Source organism: Roseiarcus fermentans (assembly GCF_003315135.1).
Lineage (GTDB): Bacteria > Pseudomonadota > Alphaproteobacteria > Rhizobiales > Beijerinckiaceae > Roseiarcus > Roseiarcus fermentans.
In genome coordinates this window covers 48,233-68,760 of record NZ_QNRK01000021.1, presented here as the reverse complement: position 1 = coordinate 68,760, position 20,528 = coordinate 48,233, and the positions used below count along the sequence as shown (strand labels likewise).

The following is a 20,528-nucleotide window of genomic DNA, read 5'->3' as shown; positions in this document are numbered from 1 at the left end:
GTCGTCCTTCCCGGTCTCCCGATCCGCGGGCGCGTCACCAGGCTGACGCGCCCGTCGGCTTTCGACGGAACCCCGCGCTTGACCAAAATCCGCTTCTTTCCGCAAAGCTCGGCGCCGACGCTCGCCGAGGTCGCGAGCTGGTGCGAGGCGACCCTTTCGGACGAGAAGGACGCGGACCGCGTCGTCAGCGACGTCGCCGCGCTCGATCAGGCCGGGCCCGGCGACCTGACCTTTCTCGACAATCCGAAATACCTCGAGGCGTTCCGGACGACGCGGGCGGCGGCGGCGCTGGTCGCGCCGCGCTTCGCGAGGGCGGCCCCGCCGGGGTGCGCGACGCTCGTCGTCCGCGAGCCCTACCGCGCCATGGCCCACGTGATGACGCGGCTCTACCCGTCCGCGAGGAAGCCTGGCTCGGCGTTCGGCGTGACCGGAATTTCGCCGGCCTCCCATGTTCACGCCACGGCGCGCCTCGAAGCCGGCGTCGTCGTCGATCCCGGGGCGGTGATCGGGCCGGGGGCCGAGATCGGCGCGGGAACGGTGATCGGCGCCAACGCGGTGATCGGCCCCGGCGTGCGGATCGGCCGCGACGGTTCGATCGGCGCGACCACGACGATCCAGGCGGCGTTGATCGGCGATCGGGTCATCATCCACCCGGGCGTCCACATCGGCCAGGACGGCTTCGGCTTCGCGCTCGGCGCGCGCGGCCACCTGAAAGTGCCGCAGGTCGGCCGGGTGATCATTCAGGACGACGTCGAAATCGGCGCCGGCGTCGCGATCGACCGCGGCGCAAACCGCGACACGGTGGTCGGCGAAGGCGCCAAGATCGACAATCTCGTGATGATCGCGCACAATGTCGTCGTCGGACGCCACGCCGTCCTGGTGTCGCAGTCGGGCGTGTCGGGCTCGAGCGTGATCGGCGATTTCGCCGCGCTCGGCGGCCAGGCCGGCATCGCCGGCCACCTCAGGATCGGCGCCGGCGCCCAGGTCGCGGCCGCGGCCGGCGTGATGACCGACATTCCGCCGGGCGAGCGATGGGGCGGCGCCCCGGCCAAGCCCATCCGGGAATTCTTCCGCGAGGTCGCGCTGGTGAAGAAGCTCGCCGCGGCCCGCGCCGATTCGAGTATGAAGGAGGAGTCGGGCCACGATCATCGCCCGGACGCCGGCGGAAAGGGGGGATGAATGAACGATACGACGGATCAGACCTTCGAGAGCTACGACATCCAGCAGCTCCTGAGGCTGCTGCCGCACCGCTATCCGTTTCTGCTCGTCGACCGGATCGTCGAGGCGCGCGCCGACGAATACGGCGTCGGGATCAAGAATGTGACGGTGAACGAGCCGCATTTCCAGGGCCATTTCCCGGTGCGTCCGGTGATGCCGGGCGTGCTGCTGATCGAGGCGATGGCGCAGACCGCCGGGGCGCTCTGCGTCGCCTCGCAGAAGACCGGAGCGCCCGGCGTCGTCTATCTGATGACCATCGACAAGGCGAAGTTCAGGAGGCCAGTCGTGCCGGGCGATCAGGTGCGGTTCCACATGACCCGCACCGCCAAGAAGCGGAACATGTGGTGGTTCCGCGGCGAGGCCAGGGTGGACGGCGCGCTCGTCTGCGAGGCCGAGGTCTCGGCCATGCTGGTGCGCGAATGACAGTTGCGATTCATCCGAGTTCGGTGGTCGAGGACGGCGCGGTCCTCGGCGCAGGCGTGGAGATCGGACCCTTCTGCCATATCGGGCCGGCGGTGAAGCTCGCAGACGGCGTCCGGCTCGTCTCGCACGTCAGCCTCGCCGGCGACACGACGATCGGGGCGCGCTCGCGCATCTTTCCCTTCGCCGCGATCGGCCACCAGCCGCAGGATCTCAAGTACCGGGGCGAGCCGGTCCGGCTCGTCATCGGCGAGGACTGCCTGATCCGCGAGCATGTGACGATGAATCCGGGCACCGAAGGCGGCGGCGGCGAGACGGTCGTCGGGCCGCGCTCGGTGTTCCTCACCAACGCTCATGTCGCCCACGACTGCCGGGTGGGCGAGGGGGTGATCCTGTCCAACAACGTGATGCTGGCCGGCCACGTCACCGTCGGCGACTTCGCCATCGTCAGCGGCGGCGCGGCGGCGCATCAGTTCGTGCGCATCGGCGCGCATGCCTTCGTCGGCGGCCTCGCCGGCCTCGAGCACGACCTGATCCCGTTCGGCATGGCGCTCGGCAATCGCGCCGCGCTCGCGGGCCTCAATTTCGTCGGCCTCAAGCGGCGCGGCTTCTCGCACGAGGCGATCCACGAACTGCGCCGCGCATACCGCATGCTGTTCAACGGCAAGGGAACCCTCAAGGAGCGCGCCGCCGACGTCGCTGCGGCCTTCCCCGGCCAGGAGGCGGTGCGGCAGATCGTCGCCTTCGTGCTCGAGGGCGGCGACCGGGCGATCTGCGTGCCGCGCGACGCCAGGGGCGAGGAGGCGTGAACGCCGGGGCTGCAGGCGCGGCCGCGCCGCCGCTTGCGATCCTGTGCGGCGCCGGCGCCTTCCCGCTGGAAGTGGCCGCCGACGCCCGCAAGGGGGGCCGCGACCCGTTCCTCGTCGGCGTGGTCGGGTCTTCGGACGCCGCGATCGAAGCCTATCCGCACGTCTGGGTCCGGATCGGCGAGGTCGGCAAGCTGTTCGCCGCGCTCGAGGGGCGGGGGGTGAAGGAAATGGCGATGGTCGGCGCCATCGCGCGCCCCGAATTCGCCGATCTCAGGCTCGACTGGGGCGCGGTCAGGCGCGCCGCCGAACTGGCGCAACTCTTCCGCCGCGGCGACAACGGCCTTCTGGTCGGCCTCGCCGCGATCTTCGAGCGCGAAGGCGTCCGCATCGTCGGCGCGCACGAGATCGCGCCGCGCCTCGTGGCGCCTTCGGGCGCGCTCGGCCCGCGTGCTCCGGGCGCCGGGGACGAGGAGGACATCGCTTTCGGCGCCAGGCTGCTCGGCGCGTTGTCGGAATTCGACGCCGGACAGTGCGCGGTGGTGGCCTCGGGGCGGGTGCTGGCGATCGAGGCGGCCGAGGGCACTGACGCCATGCTCGCCCGGGTCGCCGACATGCGCGCCAGCGGCCGGCTGAAGCGCAGGGAGCCGGGCGGCGTGCTGGTCAAGGCGCCCAAGCGCGGGCAGGACCTGCGGCTGGACATGCCGGCGATCGGCCCCGCCACGGTCGCGGGCGCGGCGCGCGCGGGGTTGCGCGGGCTCGCGCTCGCGGCGGGCGCCGTGCTGATGGTCGACCGCGAGCGTTGCGTCCGCGAGGCGGATGCGGCGGGCCTCTTTATCGCGGGATTTTCGGCGTGAGCGGCGCGGCCGGCGCGCTTCGCGTCGCGATCGTCGCGGGCGAGCATTCCGGCGACCAGCTCGGCTTCAAGCTGATGCGCGCGCTGCGCGATGCCCACGCCGGGGGCGTGACCTTCACTGGCGTCGGCGGCGAGGCGATGGAGGCCGAGGGCCTCAAAAGCCTGTTTCCGATCAGCGACATCGCAGTCATGGGGCTGTTGCCGGTGATCGCCCGGCTCAGGACCGTGCTCCGGCGCATCCGCGAGACCGCGGCGGCGATCGTCGTCGAGCGCCCGGACGCGCTGGTCATCATCGACAGCCCCGACTTCACCCACCGCGTCGCCCGCCGGGTGCGCAAGGCGCTGCCGGACCTGCCGGTCGTCGACTACGTCAGCCCGAGCGTCTGGGCGTGGCGGCCCGGCCGGGCCAAGGCGATGCTCGGCTACGTCGACTGCGTGCTCGGCCTGCTGCCGTTCGAGCCGGAGGCCTATCGCCGCCTCGGCGGCCCCCGCTGCGTCTATGTCGGCCATCCGCTGATCGAACGGCTGGTCGAACTGCGTCCGAACGAGGACGAGTCGCGCCGGCGCAACGCCGAGCCGCCGATCCTGGTGGTTTTGCCGGGCTCGCGCCGCTCCGAGATCCGGCGGTTGATGGCCGATTTCGGCGGCGCGCTCGGCCTGTTGCGCGAGACGATCGGCCCGTTCGCGGCGATCGTGCCGACCCTGCCGCACATCGAGGCGGAAGTGCGGGCGCGCGCGGCGCTGTGGCCGGTCGCGCCGCGGATCGTGCTCGGCGAGGCGGCGCGCTACGAGTCGTTCCGCACCGCACGCGCCGCGCTCGCCGCCTCCGGTACGGTGACGCTGGAACTGGCGCTCGCCGGCGTGCCGCTGGTCGGCGCCTACAAGGTGGGGATCGTCGAGGAGCAGCTCAGGTTTCTCATCAAGGTCCCGTCGATCCTGCTGCCGAACCTGATCCTCGGCCTGCGGGCGATCCCCGAGAAGCTGCAGCGCGAGTGCGCGCCCGCGACGCTCGCGGCCGAACTCGCGGGCCTGATGCGCGACGGCCCCGAGCGCGCAGCGCAGGTCGAGGCGCTCGACCGGCTCGACCGCGAAATGCAGCTCGCCGACGGCGGCGCGCCGAGCGCCCACGCCGCGGCCGCGGTGCTGGAGACGATCGCGCGCCGGCTGGGGACAGCGGCGCCGCGCTTAACGACCGGGTAACTTTCGCCGCCCTACCGTAAGACCTCTGGCAACGAGGAGCCATGCATGTCGGACACGGTTGGAATCGCGGGCGACCGCATTCGCTCGTTCATCGAGCGCGTCGAACACATCGACGACGAGATCAGGGCCTTGAACGAAGGCAAGAAGGAGGTCATGGCCGAAGCCAAGGGTGAAGGCTTCGACGTGAAGGTGCTGAAGGAGATCCTTCGCCTGCGCAAGCTGGACAAGGACGAGCGCGACGAGCACGAATCGCTGCTCGACCTCTATCTGCGCGCCATGGACGGCGCCGAAGCGCCGCAGGCGAAGGCGGCGTGAGAACGCGCCGGAGCGGCCCGCCCGTGGGCGTCGCGTAGCCGCGCTCCGCGAGCTCGGCCGGCGGCCGCGCCGACAACGACGCGGCGCGGTCCGCCTTGCGGATCGATACGGGCGCGACGGGCGCCGATTGCCGATCGGATCGACGATGCAACGCCGCGTCAGACGCACGGTCGGGCCGGGAGATCGCGGGATGGCCGACGCGGAGTTCACAGCGACGCCCGTGAAGCGGCGCCTCGCGGCGGCGGCCGCCGCCGCGTTCGTCGTCGCCGCCATGGCGCCCGACGTCTCGCTCGGGCAGCCGGCCGCGCCGGCGAGCCGCCCGGACGGTCACTTCGGCGCCGTCGCCGATCCCTCGGCGTGGCCGGTGTCCGCGATCGGCGCGATCACGATCCCCTGGGGCGCCAATGTCCTCACCCGCTGCACCGGCGCGCTCGTCGCGCCGAAAGTCGTCCTGACGGCGGCGCATTGTCTCAGTCGCGGCGGACGAACGGCTTCGCCTCGCGCCATCCACTTCTCCGCCGGCCTCGACAGGGGAGTTCCGACCCATCATTCGGTCGCCGAACGCTTCGAGATCGGTGAGGGATACACGGCGGCGGACGACGCCGCGTGGACGGGCGCCGGCGCCGACTGGGCCCTCGTGTTCCTCGCCGAGGCGATCCCCGTCGAACCGATTGCGGTGCGCGCGGCCTCGGCCGAGGACATCCTGACGCTGTCCGGGACCGGTTCGGCGTTCCAGGTGGGTTTCGGCATGGATCGGCCCTACCTGCCGTCGGTCGCCCGTCCCTGCAAGGTCGGCCAGACCCCCCTCGACACCGTCCTCCGCTACGCGTGCCTGACGAATTTCGGCTATTCGGGCGCGCCGATCCTGTTCGACTTCGACGGCCGGCCGGCGATCGTGGCCATCGGATCGCGCAGCGAAGGCAATCCCGATCCCGACCGCCCCGGCGGCTTCGCCTGCTCGGCGGCCGGGTTCGCCAAGCGAGTCGCCGACGTGTTGAAGGGCCGCTGAAAAGCGCGGCGTCGGCCGACCCGGCCGGCGCCGCACGCGCGATTCGCCGAGGCGGGAGAGCGCGAGGTCGGCCCGAAGGCGCGCGATCCGGCCGCTGTCTTGCGTTCTTGCTTCTCTCCCGCAGAAATCGATTGGATGCCAGCCTTCGTCATCAGAACCCCACGCATGATCCTGCGACCCTGGCGGGATGACGACTTCGCGCCCTACGCCGCGCTGAACGCCGATCCGGAGGTGCGTCGCTACTGGCCCACGACGCTGAGCCGCGAGGAGAGCGACGCGCAGGCGGCAGCGTTCCAGAAGCACATCGAAGCATACGGCTTCGGCTTCTGGGCTGCTGAAGTTCCCGGCGTGGCGCGCTTCATCGGCTTCATCGGCCTTTTGCACATCGGATCCGAACTGCCGTTCGGGCCGGCAGTCGAGGCCGGCTGGCGTCTGGCTCGCGCATATTGGGGCTGCGGCTATGCGACCGAGGGCGCACGCGCGACGCTGGGCGACGGGTTCGCAAGGCTCGGTCTGGCGGAAATCGTCGCCTACGCTGTCGCCGTCAATACACCGTCGCGGCGCGTCATGGAGCGGATCGGCATGACCCATGATCCGGTAGACGACTTCGACCGCATGGACCGCAAGCCGGACGATCCGCTCCGCCGCCACGTCGTCTACCGCAAGAAGCGGGACGAGCCGTAGGCCTTGTCCAGGCCTTCGCGACGATCGCCGGCTTTCGCCCCCACGCGAACGCAGTTTGGTTTGGCGGCTCGCAAATTTGCGCGCTTACCCGAGCAGCTCTCGGCAGTCCAGATCGTCGAAAGCGAGCCAGATCCGCTCGTAATTGTTCCACCAGATCACTGGCGGGATGCCGCCCTCGGCCTGCCAGACCGGAGTCGTGACGCTCCAAAGCACGGAGAAACGGTAGTCATCCGCAAGGGCGCGCCGGCCGTAACCGGAAACGCCCTGCGCGGCGAGCTCGGCGAAATACGCGTCAAGCAACCGCGTCTCGAGGGCCTGGCGGCGGTCGGGATACCAGTGCACGGCCATCATGTAGGCGAGGTCCTCCGACGCGATGCCGAGACGCCAATTGTCCCAGTCGAACAGACGAACGTCGGCGCCGCCATCCTTGGGCAGGAAACAATTCCAGACATGGGCGTCTCCGTGCGCGATCGTGACGTTGCGTCGCGAATCGAAGCGGTCGAGGAGCCGAGGCGCCTGATCGACCAATCGCTCGTAGAGGCGCTTGCGTTCCGACGGCAGACGGTCGCCCATGCGATCGGCGAAGGCCGAGACCTTCTCGCCCAGACGGCGCAGGAATTGGTCTATGGCGGCTGCGTCGCCCCAGCGTCCGATCGAGGATCCCAAGCGCACGTCGTCCCACCAGTGCGCGTGAAAGCGCGCCCAGGCCCGCAGGATCGTCTGGCAATCCTCCCAACGCGGGGGAAGCGGCCATTGCGTGGCGATTCTGTGGGAATCGCCCAGATCTTCGAGGACCAGCCGCCAATGATAGGTCTTTTCGTCCCATTCCGCCTCGAAGCACCGCGGGAGAACGCCCGGCCGCGTCGCGGCTGCGACGTCGCGGTAGAAGGCGATTTCCTTGCGGCCGCCGCTCCAGTCTTTCGACATGCGCTCCGGCAGTCCGGTCTTCACGATGACGCTGGCCGGCGCGTCCGCGGCGTCGCCTTCGTAGGCGAGTCCGAGCCGGACGATACGGGACAGGATCGTCGGCCATGCGCGCTTGACCGAAACGCTCGCCACGCGTCCGTCCGTCAACGCGCCCGCGCAACGCAACGCCATGGTGAGGCTTTCGGGCGTGATCCCGTTCGGCAGGGGCTCCGTCGTCATCTCTGTCCCTCCTGCGCGCTCATCCAAACGCCTTCGCCGCCGCCTTGTGCTGGGCGACCAGCGCGGCGAGGTCGAGCCCCTCCGGCCTGCCGTCGATCACCCGCCAGCGCCCGGCGACCATCACCCGGTCGGCATGGGTCGCGCCGCACAGCACGAGCGCCGCCACGAAATCGTGGGCGCCGGAAAAGCGCGGCTCGTCGACCCGATAGAGCGCGAGATCGGCCTGCAGGCCCGGGGCGATGCGGCCGATGTCGTCGCGGCCGAGGCAGCGCGCGCCGCCCTCGGTCGCCCAGCGCAGGGCGTCGTACGGCGAGACCGCCGCGTGGCCGTAGCGCAGGCGTTGCAGCATCAACGCGTGGCGGACGGCCTCCATCATGTTGGAGGAATCGTTGGAGGCCGAGCCGTCGACGCCGAGCCCGACCGGGGCCCCGGCCGCTTCGAGTTCGCGCGTCGGGCAGATTCCGACGCCGAAGGCCATGTCGGCCGCGGGGAGGTGGCCGACGCCGACGCCGGCCCGTCCGAGCCGCGCGATCTCGTCCGCATTGAAATGGATCCCGTGCGCGACCCAGGTTCGAGGGCCGAGCCAGCCGGCGTCTTCCAGCAGATCGACCGAGCGCTTGCCGAAGGTCGCGAGCGCATAGGCGTCCTCGTCGGGCGACTGGCACAGGTGGCAGTGCAGGCGGGCGTCGTAGGCTTCAACGAGCCTCGCCGATTCCGTCAGCACCCGCTGCGGCACGGCGAGCGGCGAGCACGGCGCGAGCGCGACGCGCAGCAGCGAGCCCGGGCTCGGATCGTGATAGCGCCTGAGCACGCGATCGCTGTCTTCGAGGATCGTGTCCGAACTCTGCACGATCGAGTCGGGCTGTAGGCCGCCGTCCTTCTCGGAAATGCCCATCGAGCCGCGCGTGACCGTCATGCGCAGACCGACCGCCGTCGCCTCCTCGACCTCGATGTCGATCGCCCCCTCGAGGCCGGGCGGAAACAGGTTGTGATGGTCCGCGGTCGTGGTGCAGCCCGAGAGCAGCAACTCGACCAGCCCGAGCCGCACGGCCACGCTCAGCGCCTCGGGCGTCGTCCGGTCCCAGACGCGCTCCATCGCCACGAGCCAGGGGATCAGGTCCTTGCCTTCGCCGGCGGGATGGGCGCGGGTCAGGGTCTGGTAGAGGTGATGGTGGGTGTTGACGAGGCCCGGCAGCACGACATGGCGCGAGGCGTCGAAGGTCGAGCCGACTGCGATCGTCGGCGATCGGCCGCGCGGCACGCATTCGACGATCTGCGCGCCGTCGACCACCAGGCCGCGTTCGGCGCCGGGGGCGAGGATCGCGAGCGGGTCCTTGATCCAGATGCGCATGGGACGAACTCCTGGGCGGAAGTCCGGGGCGGGGCCCGGACGGGCTGGGTGAAGTTAGGATTGGACGGGCGCGAATCGCGTTCGTATGGTACCGCCAACGAGGGAGTTCGCAGCGTGTCGGCCGGGAGGGCGAAGCTCGAAACTCCCCCAGCGAAAAGGGGGAGGCAACGCACGCGTTTCGGCGCCTCCGGAATGGAAACTGAGGAGAGATCTCGAATGCGTGTTGCGATCATTGCCGCCTTGCTCGGCGCCGTAGGGCTCGCGCATCCGGCCCAGGCGCTCGACAAGGTCACCTTCGCCACCAACTGGCTCGCGGACCCGGAGGCCGGCGGATATTATCAGGCTCTGGCCGACGGCACCTACCAGAAGTACGGGCTCGATGTCACCATCATGCAGGGGGGGCCCGCCGCGAACGGCGGCATGCTGCTGATCGCCGGCAAGATCGAGTTCTTCATGGGCGGCGACATGATCGGCGACTTCCTCAACGCCCAGAACAACATCCCGACCGTGACGGTGGCGGCCGACTTCCAGAAGAACCCGCAGTGTTTCATGTCCCATCCCGGCGTCGGGCTCGACAAGTGGGAGGACCTGCCGAAAGCCAATCCGGCCTTCGTCAGCGCCGGCGCGATCAACACCTTCTGGGCCTGGATGCGCGTGGCGTTCGGCTTCAAGGACGAGAACATCAAGCCGTACAACTTCAACTCGGCCCCGTTCATCGTCGACAAGCATTCGATCCAGCAGGGCTACATCACCTCCGAGCCGTTCGAGGTCGAGCAGCAGGGCAAATTCAAGCCGAACGCCTTCCTGCTCGCCGACTACGGCTACACCACCTACGCGACCCAGATCATGACGCGCAAGGAGATCGTTGAAAAGAACCCGGACATGGTTCAGCGCTTCGTCAACGCCTCCGCGATCGGCTGGTACCACTACCTCTACGGCGACAACGCGAAAGCGAACGAGGCGATCAAGAAAGAGAACCCCGAGATGACCGACGAGCAGATCGCGTTCTCGATCGCCAAGATCAAGGAATACGGCATCGTCGATTCCGGCGACACGCTGACCAAGGGCATCGGCGCGATGACCGACGAGCGCTGGCAGGACTTTTACGACAAAATGGTCAAGGCCGGCGTGGTCAAGCCGGGCATCGACTTCAAGCAGGCCTACACGCTGCAGTTCGTGAACCAGGGCGTGGGGCTGGACCTGCGACCGAAGAACTGAGCGAGAGCCGAGTAAGACAGGCGCAGACGCCGTTTGCGCCCCCTCTCCCAGGGGGCGCCGACGGGTCGCGGCGATCTCGCAACCTCGCCTAGAGCAAAGGCTTCGGGCGCGCCGCTGCGAAAAAGGCGAAGGCGCAAACCCGGCTAGAGCCGTCTGGCGATCGCCCGCGCGACCGCGACGCTGACGCCCGCGTAGGCGCCAAGGACGGCCGCGCTGACGGCCATGATGCGCAGATTGACGGCGAGTCCGTCGCCCGACCACGGATTGTCGGCCTTGAAGGCGCCATAGGCGAGGCCGAGCGCGACCGCTCCGGCCACCGTGAGCGGCGCGCCGAGCGCCCGGCTGAGCCGGTACAGCCCGTAAGGCAGAATGCCCGCGAGCGTCACGACGGCGAGGACGGGAAGCAAGCCGAATCGCAACACCTCGCCGTCCCCCGATGGCTCGTACCGGTCAGTCTTCGGTAACGCTCTCCGGCTCTTGCGGCTGATGACTCCGCTTCGGGACCGGCCGCAGCAGGAAGCTCGGAACGTGATCGCCGAGCCCGATCACCGGCGCGTCGTCGTCGCGGCGCGGGCGTTCGCGCTTGGCTCCGCCGGCGGAGACGTGGCGCTGCGCCCGTTCCCGGTTGCGCTCCTGCTCGGCGGCGACGCGCTCCTGCGGCGGGCGCTCGGCGCGGTGGCGCCGGGATTCGGTTGCGGGTTCGACCGGACGCTCCGTCCGCGGCTCCTCCGCGGCGCGCTCGTGCGTCGGCCGCTCGGCGCGGTGGCGGCGGAAATCAGCGCCGCGGTCGACCGGGCGGTCGGTCCGCTGCTCGTCCAACGGGCGCTCCTGCGCCGCGCGCCGCCGGGGAGCGGCCGCGCGTTCGCCCTGGCGATCCGCCCGCGGCGGCGCGTCTCCGGCGCGCTCCTCGCGCCGCCGGCCGCCGCGTTCGCCGCTGCGTTCTCCCCGGCGTCCGCCGCGCTCGCTGCGTTCGCCGCGCGCGTTCGACTCGGCTTCCTCTTCCGCCGTGGGCATCACGGCGCCTTCGAGCCAATCGATCTTGCGGGCGATCAGCTTCTCGATCTCGGCGATCGCCTTGCCGTCGGCGCGGGTCACGATGGTCAGCGCCCGGCCGGACTTGCCGGCCCGGCCGGTGCGGCCGATCCGGTGAACGTAGTCCTCGGAATGATGCGGCGCGTCGTAGTTGATCACGTGGCTGACGTCGGGGATGTCGAGGCCGCGCGCGGCGACGTCGGAGCACACCAGCAGTTGCACCTGTCCGCCGCGGAAGGCGTCGAGCGCCATCGTGCGCGCCCGCTGGTCGAGGTCGCCGTGCAGCGCCCCGACCGAGAACGCGTGCTTCTCGAGCGAGCGGTACACCACCTGCACGTCGCGCTTGCGGTTGCAGAAGATGATCGCGTTCTTGAAGTCGTCCGCGCTCTGGATGATCCGCCGCAGGGTGGCGCGCTTGTCGTGCGGCGCGCCGCCCGAGGGGACCAGGGTCTGGGTGATGTTCTCGGCGGTGCTGGCCGCGCGGGCGACCTCGACGCGCGCCGGATTGTGCAGGAACGCCTCGGTGAGGCGCGTGATTTCCGGCGGCATGGTCGCCGAGAAGAACAGGGTCTGGCGGGTGAACGGGACGAGCTTGCAGATGCGCTCGATGTCGGGGATGAACCCCATGTCGAGCATCCGGTCGGCCTCGTCGATCACCAGGATCTCGATGCCGGTCAGCAGCAGTCCGCCGCGCTCGGTCAGGTCGAGGAGACGGCCCGGGGTGGCGATCACCACGTCCGCCCCGCGGTCGATCTTGGTCTTCTGCTCGCCGTCGGAGACGCCGCCGATCAGCAGCGCGATGTTGAGCTTGTGATTGACGCCATACTTGATGAAGGCTTCCTCGACCTGGGCGGCGAGTTCGCGGGTCGGCTCGAGAATGAGCGTCCGCGGCATCCGCGCCTTGGCGCGTCCCCGCTCCAAGGCCGTCAGCATCGGCAGGGTGAAGGCGGCGGTCTTGCCCGTGCCCGTCTGGGCGATGCCCAGGACGTCCCGGCCTTCGAGGGCGTAGGGTATGGCTTGCGCCTGAATCGGCGTCGGCGTGTCGTATCCCGCCGTTTCGACGGCGTTGAGCACTTTTTCGCTCAGGCCGAGTTCGTTGAACTTCATTGGGTCTCGCATCTCGCGGAAAATGGTCGTCCGCGTAGAGGGTGGAGGCTTCGTGGGCCGTGCGAACCAATTCGCAGGGCCGTGGCGTAACGGAATTGCGCCATGCGTGGGCGCGAAGCGCGGCGCCAACGCTCGCCGGAGCCTTCATTCGCTCTCGGCGGCTCTGACATAGTGGAATTGGCCGAAATGTCAACAAAAGCCGGTTCGGCCGAGTTTGGTCCGACGCCGGATCGGGCGAGCCGGCTGTCATCACAGTCGTTTTTGGCTGTATCGGCAGCGGACGGGGCCGCAATTGCCGATCCCGCCCGCGGCGCCGACGCCATAGGCGTCGCGGTCGAGCATGATCCGGAGCGCCGCGCCGCGGCGGTCCTGCTGAGCGCGGGCGCCGCTCCGGCGGAGCATCGCGGCCCCTTTTATTGCGGTCATCTGCGGCTTCGCCGCGGTCGCCGCTGTCCGACGCAAGCGTCCGATAGACTTGTTGACAATGAACGCGCCGGAGATGCCCCGGCCGACCGGGTTAGCCTCCATTCAGCCGGCCCATCTGTCGGAAGAACGCCTTAGTTCTGCCGTTTATCGTGGCCAAGTTGCGATCAATTGAAGGCGAATCCGGGGCAAACCCATGAAGACGAATTGTCTTGCGAACGAATTATTGCTGAAATCGGTTTTAAATAAGTCACGAACATGTCGCGAACTGCGCCCGACGCGTGTCCTTGCGCTCGGAGCCGCGCTGATGATCGCCGGCAGCCCGATCGACTGCGCGTTGTCGCAGGCGCTGCCGCTGCCCGCGGGCGCTGTGCTGACCGGGCCGGTCTACCGGGCCCCGGGTTACGCGAAATGCACCGTTCCGAACAATCCTTACGTTCCCTCGGTCACGAACGGCGCGAACGCCAACTCGTACATCTGCAACGACGTCTATAACCCGCCGAACTTCTATCCCTCGTTCGTCGCGGACGCGCCGGCGGCGATGGTCGTCACCTCGGGCCCGACCCAGTTCGTCCGGGTCTATTGCCCGCAGGCCGGATGCAGTCCCGTGACGGCGCCCAACCGGTCGTTCATGGCGGAGCCGAGCGCGATCCGCGGCCTGACCCCGGCGCAGATCCAGAGCGTGCTGGCCTTGCCCGGCCTGCCCTCGATGATCACCACCGTGACGGCGGCGGCCGGCTCCTGCGTCCTCACGGCCTGGGGCGCCCCCGCCTTCGGGCAAGCGGGCGGCGCGCAACAGTTCTGGCTGGCCGGCGCGCCGCCCACCGGGGCCAATTGCAACGGCCTCGCCTTCGCGTCGCCGACGATCTTCACCCGCCAGGAGATGATCGGCGGCCACGCGCTCTGGTACCAGCCGCTCGCCGGCGGCGGCAATGCCGGCGCGGTCGCGACCGCGCTCGACGTCGGGCCTTATCCCCAGCCGTTCACCGCGATGGACGAGGTCTACAAGAGCCTCGATCTGCTGAACTACGTGCCGGTGAACGGCGCGGCCGATCCCGGGCCGCTGCGGGCGGCGCTGGTTCAACTCGACGGCGAGATCTACGCTGATTATCCGTCGGTCGCGATCGCGGCCGCGCAGCAGAGTCTCGCCGCCGTGCACACCGAGATGCGCGCGACCGATCCCGCGCCGACGCCGATCCACGCCTGGCTCAGCGTCCTCGGCGGGGGGCTCTCGCTGTCCGGAAACGGCGACAGCCATACGCTGTCGGCGTGGATGGGCGGGTTCGCCGGCGGCCTCGAGGGCCGCGTCAGTCCGGCGCTCGTCGGCGGCGTCGCCGTCGGCTACGAGTCGGGGTGGCTCGGCGCCGAGGGAATTTCCGGCAGCGGGTCGTCGTCCACGGTCTCCGTCACGCCCTATGCGCGCTACGCGCCCGGACCCTGGTACGTCGAGGGGACGCTCGGCTACGCCTACAGCTGGGGGCGCGTGAACCGCAGCCTGTCGTTCGTCAACGCCGAATCCTTCTCGTCCGGCGTCACGTTCGCGACCCGTGGCTCGCCGACCGGCAACGCCTTCCTGTCCGAGGCCGAGACGGGCTATCGCTTCGACGTCGGCGGCGGCGCGGCGGTGACGCCGTTCGTCGGCCTGCAGGGAATCGTCTATTGCGGCAATGGCTTCGTCGAAAGCGGCGGCGGCCCGGTCGACCTGCATGTGGCGAGCGCGACCACCAGTCAATGGCTCGGCCTGCTGGGCGGGGAGGTCGGCTATGCGCTGCCGCTCGGCGGCGCCGCGCCGCTGCAGCTGACGGCGCGGGTCGCGTGGGCCTACGACCTGTCGGACACCGAGCGCAGCGCGTCCGCCTTTCTCGACGGAACGCCGAGCCTGGCCTCCTTCACCGTGCAGGGCGCCTCCGTCCCGCGCAACGCCGCCCTGTTCAGCCTGAGCGCGGTCCAGCGCGTGGCCGGGCTCGACCTGTTCGCCCGCTACGAGGGGGCGGCCGGAAGCGGGTCCTACGCACAGTCGGCCACCGCCGGGGTCCGCTTCACGTTCTGACGCATCGGCGGTCTCCGCGCGGTCCGCGTTTCAGCCGATTCAAACGTCGTTCCGATCCGGGCGGCTCTGCGCAAGGGTCCGGACGGGTGCGGCCTTTTGCAGCAGTTCCGCCGGCCGCGTCGAGTGATACGAGCAAACCCGCATTCGGCGCCTATTACAGGAATAATCGGGAACGCGGTGCGAATCCGCGACGTGCCCAACGCCGTGAAGGGGGACTGCTGCGAGACCAGGCGTAAGCCTGACCCACTGGCTTCCTGGCTGGGAAGGGCTCGCGAGCGGGGTGATCCTCAGTCGGAAGACCGACCGAATTGCGCCATGTCGACCCGCACGGACGGCGGGGCGATTGCGACAAACACGTGGGGATCACGGATGTCACTGTCACCAAACGCCGCCCAGCGGGCGGGAAGTCGGATTGCGCCCTCGTCACAGCCAAATCCCGCCGCGAAAGTACACGCGATTCCCGTGAGGCGCATCGCGGGCGTGCCGATCGAAAATACCCATCCTTCGCTGATCACCGACGGCGTCGCCGCCGAGGACCAGCAGCTCGCAGTCAATCGACCGTTTTGGGTGTTCTTCGTTCTCAACATCGGCATCGCGCCCTGGCTCTCGGGCGTGATCGTCGCGGGTATGGGGCTGAACCTGTTTCAGGCCGCGGTCGTCATCGTCATCGGCAGTCTCATTGGCGCGGCGCTGCCGGCGACCACCGCGTTGCTGGGGCCGCAAAGCGGTCTGCCGCAGATCGAGGTCGGGCGGTTCGCCTTCGGCCGGGTCGGCAATCGTCTGCCGGCTGCTCTGAACTGGATCGGCGCGATTGGCTGGGACGTGATCTTCAACTCGCTGTCCGCCGCCGCCGTCGTGTCCCTGCTGGGGCGCTATGGCGCGGCGGCGCCGCTATGGCTGGTGTTCGCCGGTCTCGTCGCGCTCCAGCTTTTCGTCGGAATCTGGGGGCATCACCTGGTCCAGAGCGCGGCGCGGGCGACCGGCGTCGTGCTGGGGGTCGTGTTCCTGGCGATCGGCGTCCTGGCGGTGTCGAAGAACGGCCTTCCGGCGGTGAACGGCCCCGCGGCCGGCTCGCCCGCCGTTTACGCTGCGCTGCTGCTGGTGGTTTCGTTTTCGCTCACCCTGGCGCCCTACGCCTCGGACTATACTCGCTATCTGCCGCGCGCGACGCCGTCGCGACAGGTGTTTGCGTCGGTTTTCGGCGGCTTGTTCATCGCGTCGGCGCTGTTCTTCGGTTTCGGCTACGCCACGGCGGCGCTGATCGCCGATCCGACGCCGATCGGGGTCATGTCGGCCCTGGCCGGTCTGGCCGGGCCGTTGGCGCCGTTGGTGCTGATCGCCGTGGCGTTGAGTTCGGCGCCATGCAACGCCGTCAACGACAATTCCGCCGCCTATTGTCTGATTTCCGCCGGCGTTCGAATCTCGCGTCCGGCGGCGACCATCGTCGGCGCGGCGCTCGGCTTCGTCGCCTGTCTCCTGGCGACGGACTCGTTCGTCGCTTTCTTCGAGAACTTCCTGTTCCTGTTCGCCCACGGCATCGCGCCCTGGGCGGCGATTTTGGTCGTCCACTGGTGGATGGCCGGGGCGCGGCGGGAGGAAACGCCGGAGGGGATCGGCCTCGGCGCAGTCGTGTTCGTGGTCGTCACCGCCGCGTCGGTCGCGTTGTTCTCCGCCAATTCGATCTACACCGGGATCGCCTCGAAACTGGTCGGCGGCGCCGATGTCGGCCCCTATTTCGGCTTCGTCGCAGCCGCAATCGCCTACGCCATCGGCCTCGAGGCCACACGGGCAAGAGCAGCCTGACGCGGGAGCGGCGGCGCGGGCGCCACGCGCCGCGACCGCGTGTCCGGGCGGCGCTCCGCCGGTTGCTCGGGCCTTCGAAGCCATGACCGGTTGGGCGTTCGGCGCGGGTGAGCGTCGCGCTCACCCGCGCCGATCCGCCGGCCTTTCCCGGCCGCGACCCGATGTCGCTTTGCGCCGCGGCGCGCGCGGCGCCAGACTCGGGTTCACGCCCGACGCGAGGAGGGCTTCGATGGCTGTTGAGCAGGTCGAGGGAAGGGTCGTCGCCATTCGCGGCGCCGTGGTCGACCTCGGCTTCGCCGGCCGGCCGCCGCCGATCGAGGACGCGGTCGAGATCCTCGCCAGCGACGGACGGGTCGTCGTCGCGGAAATCCAGGCTCATCTCGACGGCCACACGGCGCGCGCCATCGCGCTCGAGCCGACCACGGGTCTTCGGCGCGGCGACGGCGCGCGCGGCGTCGGCGGTCCGGTGGCGGTCGCCGTCGGCGAGGCGACGCTCGGGCGCCTGACGGACGTGCTCGGCCGCGTCGGCGACCGCGGGCCGCCATTGCCGGCCGACGCGCCGCGCTGGCCGATCCATCGCAAGCCGCCGCCGTTCTCCTCCCAGACCGGGGCGACGAGATTGTTCGCCACCGGCGTCAAGGTGATCGACCTGCTCGCTCCGCTCGCGCAAGGGGGCAAGGCCGCGATGTTCGGCGGGGCGGGGGTCGGCAAGACCGTGCTGGTGATGGAGCTGATCCACGCCATGGTCGAAAGTTACCAAGGCATCTCGGTGTTCGCTGGCGTCGGCGAGCGTTCGCGCGAGGGGCACGAGATGCTGCTCGACATGACCAATTCCGGCGTGCTGGCGCGCACCGCGCTGGTCTACGGGCAGATGAACGAGCCGCCGGGAGCGCGCTGGCGGGTCCCCATGACCGCGATGACGATCGCGGAATATTTCCGCGACGTGCGCAGGCAGAACGTGCTGCTGCTGATGGACAACGTGTTCCGCTTCGTCCAGGCGGGCGCCGAGGTGTCGGGGCTGCTCGGCCGGGCGCCTTCGCGCGTCGGCTACCAGCCGACGCTCGCCGACGAGGTGGCCGCGCTGCAGGAGCGCATCGCCTCGGTCGGGGAGGCTTCCGTCACCGCGATCGAGGCGGTCTACGTCCCGGCCGACGATTTCACCGACCCCGCCGTCACCACCATCGCCGCGCATGTCGACAGCATGGTGGTGCTGTCGCGCGGCATGGCGGCCGAGGGCATGTACCCGGCGGTCGACCCGATCGCCTCGTCGTCGATCCTGCTCGACCCGCTGGTGGTCGGCGACGAGCATGCGCGGGTCGCGACCGAAACGCGGCGCGCGATCGAGCATTATCGCGAGTTGCAGGACGTGATCGCGCTGCTCGGCATGGAGGAGCTCGGCGCCGAGGACCGAAAAATCGTCGAGCGCGCCCGCCGCCTGCAACGGTTCCTGACCCAGCCCTTCGCCGTGACCGAGGCCTTTACCGGCGTCGCCGGCCGCTCGGTCGGGGTCGCGGCCACGGTCGCCGGCTGCAGGGCGATCCTCGCCGGCGAATGCGACGATTGGCGCGAAAGCTCGCTCTACATGGTCGGCGATCTCGACGAGGCGCGCAGGAAGGAAGACGCCGCCCGCGCCGCCGGGCGAGAACCCGCGGAGGCGCCGGCATGACCGGCGCGCTGCGTCTGACCATCGTCACGCCGGCCTCGATTCTGGTCGACGCCGGGGACGTGCGTTCGGTGCGCGCCGAGGACGGGAGCGGCGCCTTCGGCGTGCTGCCGGGCCACGCCGACCTCCTGACCGTCCTGCCGCCCTCGGTGGTGCGCTGGACCTGCGACGGCGAGCCGACGCGCTACTGCGCGCTGAGCGGCGGCGTCTTGACCGTGACGCGGGGAAACCGCGTCGCGATCGCCTGCCGGCGCGGCGCGCTCGGCGACGACCTCGAGCGGCTTCAGGCCGCGGTCGCGGCCCGCCGCGCCGCCGAAATCGACGTCGACCGGCGCGCCAAGGTCGAGCAGACGCGGCTGCATGCGCAGGCGCTGCGCCGGCTCGTGGGCGCGCTGCGCGGCGACGGGCGCGGGCCGGGCGAAGGGCGCGGGCCGTTCACCGGCGAGGCCGCGCCATGAGGGGAGGCATGCATCGCGCCTGGACGGGCAGGGGCGGACTGTCGGGTTGCGCGTCTCCTTCCCCAGCTTGCTGGGGAAGGTGGCCCGCAGGGCCGGATGGGCTGTGGAAAGCAGGACTCCGCTGGCGACAAGGGGGTGGCGACGGTTGTGCAATCCCTCCAGCATCGATGCCGCGGCCCACACCCCATCCGGCGCTTCGCGCCACCTTCCCCAACTTTCGTTGGGGAAGGGGAAGTTGTGCGACGCCCTGTGACCCCAGGGGGCGCGAGAGCCCGGGCTGGGCGCCATGATCCCGCCCCGCGACCAGCGCAACGGCCGGATGCAGGACGCCGCCCGGATCGCCGCCGGCCGCGATCGCGGAGCGCGCGCCGACCACGAGCCGACCATCGCCACCCGGCTCGGCCAGATCGGCGTGCTCGGCTGGGCGATCGTCGCCCCGATCTTGATCGGCGTCGTCGCCGGCCGCTGGCTCGACGGCGCTTTCAGGACTGGCGTCTTCTTCACCGCGCCGCTGATCATGCTCGGCGCCGTGGCGGGCATGTGGACGGCCTGGCGATGGATGCACAGGCAATGACCGCAGCCCTCCTCGCCGCCGCCTTCCTGATCGGCGCCGCTCTCGGCGCCGCGCATTTCCTGTCCCTCTGGTGGAGCGTCGGGCTCATGCGCGACGGCCGGACGGGGCTCGGCGTCGCGCTGCAGGGCCTGCGCTTCTTCACGCTGGCTGCGGCGCTGGTCGTCGTGGCGAAGCTGGGCGCGAGCCTGTTGCTCGCCGCCGCCGCCGGCGTGCTGGTCGCGCGGCTGGCGCTCACCCGTCACTATCGGAGACTCGCGTGAAGTCTCCGCTGTCGCTCGAGCCGCTGTTCCTCCTCGGCCCGGTCGGGATCACCGAGCCGGTGGTCGTGTCGTGGGCGATCATCCTCCTTCTCGGCCTCGGCTCGGCGCTCGCGACCCGGCGCCTGCGCCTCGTTCCGTCGAAGGGGCAGGCGCTGCTCGAACTCGTGGTCGCGACCATCGACGACCAGATCCGCGGCACGATGCAGACCGACCCGGCCCCGTTTCGGGCGCTGATCGGCTCGATCTTCCTCTTTACCCTCGCCTCGAACTGGTCGTCGCTGATCCCCGGGGTCGAGCCCGCGACCGCCCACATCGAGACCGACGCCGCGATGGCGCTGATCGTGTTCGTCGCGACCGTCGCCTGGGGAATCCGCGTCCGGGGCCTCGGCGGCTATCTCGCCACGTTCGCCGAGCCGACCTGGGTGATGATCCCGCTCAACATCGTCGAGCAGTTCACCCGCACCTTTTCCCTGATCATCCGCCTGTTCGGCAACGTGATGAGCGGCGTCTTCATCATCGGCATCATCTTGACGCTCGCAGGCCTCCTCGTGCCGATCCCGCTGATGGCGCTCGATCTCCTGACCGGCGCCGTGCAGGCCTATATTTTTGCCGTCCTCGCGACCGTCTTCATCGGCGCCGCGGTCGGCGAGCGCCGCAAAGCCGGCGCGTCTTCGGAGCCAGCCCCGTGAACGATCTCGTCCAGGCCGTCAGCATTGTTTCCGCCGCCCTCGCCGTCGGCCTCGGGGCGATCGGGCCGGGGATCGGCGAAGGCATGGCGGTCGCCTCGGCGATGGAGGCGATCGCCCGCCAGCCCGAGGCCGCCGGCACGATCTCGCGCACCCTGTTCGTCGGCCTGGCCATGATCGAGACGATGGCGATCTACTGCCTCGTCGTCGCGCTGCTCGTGCTGTTCGCCAACCCGTTCGTCAAATAGG

At 70.1% G+C, this 20,528-nt stretch carries 22 protein-coding genes and 1 riboswitch; of the genes, 17 read left to right on the top strand and 5 right to left on the bottom strand.

Annotation, left to right across the window (positions count from 1 at the left end; all coding sequences use genetic code 11):
- The first annotated feature begins 78 nt into the window (after positions 1–78).
- The 8 genes from lpxD to DFR50_RS18340 all read left to right on the top strand — a co-directional run bounded on the left by lpxD (position 79) and on the right by DFR50_RS18340 (position 6,508).
- Entirely contained in the window at positions 79–1,179 is a 1,101-nt protein-coding gene (gene lpxD, locus DFR50_RS18375; protein WP_113890723.1) for a UDP-3-O-(3-hydroxymyristoyl)glucosamine N-acyltransferase, read from the top strand.
- On the top strand, positions 1,180–1,641 hold the full coding sequence (gene fabZ / locus DFR50_RS18370; RefSeq protein WP_113890722.1) for a 3-hydroxyacyl-ACP dehydratase FabZ: 462 nt from the start codon (positions 1,180–1,182) through the stop codon (positions 1,639–1,641). It begins immediately after the preceding gene.
- A complete protein-coding gene (gene lpxA / locus DFR50_RS18365) occupies positions 1,638–2,447 on the top strand; it encodes an acyl-ACP--UDP-N-acetylglucosamine O-acyltransferase (protein WP_113890721.1) in 810 nt (269 codons plus the stop codon). Before fabZ ends, lpxA begins: the two co-directional genes overlap by 4 nt.
- Positions 2,444–3,301, top strand: coding sequence for an LpxI family protein (locus tag DFR50_RS18360; protein ID WP_113890720.1), 858 nt, complete (start codon positions 2,444–2,446; stop codon positions 3,299–3,301). Before lpxA ends, DFR50_RS18360 begins: the two co-directional genes overlap by 4 nt.
- Positions 3,298–4,500: a lipid-A-disaccharide synthase gene (gene lpxB, locus DFR50_RS18355; protein ID WP_113890719.1), complete on the top strand. Its 1,203-nt coding sequence runs from the start codon at positions 3,298–3,300 to the stop codon at positions 4,498–4,500. Before DFR50_RS18360 ends, lpxB begins: the two co-directional genes overlap by 4 nt.
- Positions 4,501–4,545: 45 nt before the next feature.
- Entirely contained in the window at positions 4,546–4,815 is a 270-nt protein-coding gene (locus DFR50_RS18350) for a DUF2312 domain-containing protein (protein WP_113890718.1), read from the top strand.
- A gap of 190 nt (positions 4,816–5,005) precedes the next feature.
- Positions 5,006–5,824, top strand: coding sequence for a trypsin-like serine peptidase (locus DFR50_RS18345; protein WP_113890717.1), 819 nt, complete (start codon positions 5,006–5,008; stop codon positions 5,822–5,824).
- A gap of 135 nt (positions 5,825–5,959) precedes the next feature.
- Positions 5,960–6,508, top strand: a complete 549-nt coding sequence (locus DFR50_RS18340; RefSeq protein ID WP_113890716.1) for a GNAT family N-acetyltransferase — start codon at positions 5,960–5,962, stop codon at positions 6,506–6,508.
- An 84-nt stretch (positions 6,509–6,592) separates the two neighbouring features.
- Here the strand turns inward: DFR50_RS18340 and DFR50_RS18335 are convergent, their stop codons facing one another.
- Both DFR50_RS18335 and DFR50_RS18330 read right to left on the bottom strand, forming a co-directional pair.
- Positions 6,593–7,654, bottom strand: a complete 1,062-nt coding sequence (locus tag DFR50_RS18335; RefSeq protein ID WP_113890715.1) for a protein kinase family protein — start codon at positions 7,652–7,654, stop codon at positions 6,593–6,595.
- Between the two features lie 19 nt (positions 7,655–7,673).
- On the bottom strand, positions 7,674–9,005 hold the full coding sequence (locus DFR50_RS18330) for an 8-oxoguanine deaminase (protein ID WP_113890714.1): 1,332 nt from the start codon (positions 9,003–9,005) through the stop codon (positions 7,674–7,676).
- A gap of 216 nt (positions 9,006–9,221) precedes the next feature.
- Here DFR50_RS18330 and DFR50_RS18325 point away from each other — a divergent pair, with 216 nt between their 5' ends.
- Positions 9,222–10,223 (top strand): ABC transporter substrate-binding protein, encoded by a 1,002-nt coding sequence (locus DFR50_RS18325; protein WP_113890713.1) that lies wholly within the window; start codon positions 9,222–9,224, stop codon positions 10,221–10,223.
- A gap of 143 nt (positions 10,224–10,366) precedes the next feature.
- On the opposite strand, the gene DFR50_RS18320 is transcribed toward DFR50_RS18325, so the two are convergent.
- The 3 genes from DFR50_RS18320 to DFR50_RS32165 all read right to left on the bottom strand — a co-directional run bounded on the left by DFR50_RS18320 (position 10,367) and on the right by DFR50_RS32165 (position 12,788).
- Positions 10,367–10,642, bottom strand: coding sequence for a hypothetical protein (locus DFR50_RS18320; protein ID WP_147262805.1), 276 nt, complete (start codon positions 10,640–10,642; stop codon positions 10,367–10,369).
- A gap of 31 nt (positions 10,643–10,673) precedes the next feature.
- A complete protein-coding gene (locus DFR50_RS18315) occupies positions 10,674–12,362 on the bottom strand; it encodes a DEAD/DEAH box helicase (protein WP_113890711.1) in 1,689 nt (562 codons plus the stop codon).
- Between the two features lie 249 nt (positions 12,363–12,611).
- On the bottom strand, positions 12,612–12,788 hold the full coding sequence (locus tag DFR50_RS32165) for a hypothetical protein (RefSeq protein WP_170153279.1): 177 nt from the start codon (positions 12,786–12,788) through the stop codon (positions 12,612–12,614).
- 304 nt (positions 12,789–13,092) lie between these two features.
- Between DFR50_RS32165 and DFR50_RS18305 the strand changes: the two genes are divergently transcribed.
- From DFR50_RS18305 to DFR50_RS18270, 8 genes are all read left to right on the top strand, one after another.
- Positions 13,093–14,835: an autotransporter outer membrane beta-barrel domain-containing protein gene (locus tag DFR50_RS18305; RefSeq protein WP_170153278.1), complete on the top strand. Its 1,743-nt coding sequence runs from the start codon at positions 13,093–13,095 to the stop codon at positions 14,833–14,835.
- A 128-nt stretch (positions 14,836–14,963) separates the two neighbouring features.
- Positions 14,964–15,157, top strand: a riboswitch (cobalamin riboswitch).
- A 140-nt stretch (positions 15,158–15,297) separates the two neighbouring features.
- Complete coding sequence (locus DFR50_RS18300; protein ID WP_170153277.1) at positions 15,298–16,638, top strand: purine-cytosine permease family protein; 1,341 nt, start codon at positions 15,298–15,300, stop codon at positions 16,636–16,638.
- Between the two features lie 229 nt (positions 16,639–16,867).
- The gene (gene atpD / locus DFR50_RS18295) at positions 16,868–18,304 is read left to right on the top strand and encodes a F0F1 ATP synthase subunit beta (protein WP_113890707.1); all 1,437 of its coding nucleotides are present in this window, start codon (positions 16,868–16,870) and stop codon (positions 18,302–18,304) included.
- Positions 18,301–18,759 carry a F0F1 ATP synthase subunit epsilon gene (locus tag DFR50_RS18290; protein ID WP_113890706.1) on the top strand — a complete coding sequence of 153 codons (459 nt, stop codon included), beginning with the start codon at positions 18,301–18,303 and terminating at the stop codon, positions 18,757–18,759. The genes atpD and DFR50_RS18290 overlap by 4 nt, the downstream gene beginning before the upstream one ends.
- Positions 18,760–19,045: 286 nt before the next feature.
- Entirely contained in the window at positions 19,046–19,333 is a 288-nt protein-coding gene (locus DFR50_RS18285; protein ID WP_113890705.1) for an AtpZ/AtpI family protein, read from the top strand.
- On the top strand, positions 19,330–19,593 hold the full coding sequence (locus DFR50_RS18280) for an N-ATPase subunit AtpR (RefSeq protein ID WP_170153276.1): 264 nt from the start codon (positions 19,330–19,332) through the stop codon (positions 19,591–19,593). The genes DFR50_RS18285 and DFR50_RS18280 overlap by 4 nt, the downstream gene beginning before the upstream one ends.
- On the top strand, positions 19,590–20,282 hold the full coding sequence (locus DFR50_RS18275) for a F0F1 ATP synthase subunit A (RefSeq protein WP_113890703.1): 693 nt from the start codon (positions 19,590–19,592) through the stop codon (positions 20,280–20,282). Before DFR50_RS18280 ends, DFR50_RS18275 begins: the two co-directional genes overlap by 4 nt.
- Positions 20,279–20,527 carry a F0F1 ATP synthase subunit C gene (locus DFR50_RS18270; protein WP_113890702.1) on the top strand — a complete coding sequence of 83 codons (249 nt, stop codon included), beginning with the start codon at positions 20,279–20,281 and terminating at the stop codon, positions 20,525–20,527. The genes DFR50_RS18275 and DFR50_RS18270 overlap by 4 nt, the downstream gene beginning before the upstream one ends.
- Position 20,528 lies beyond the last annotated feature (1 nt).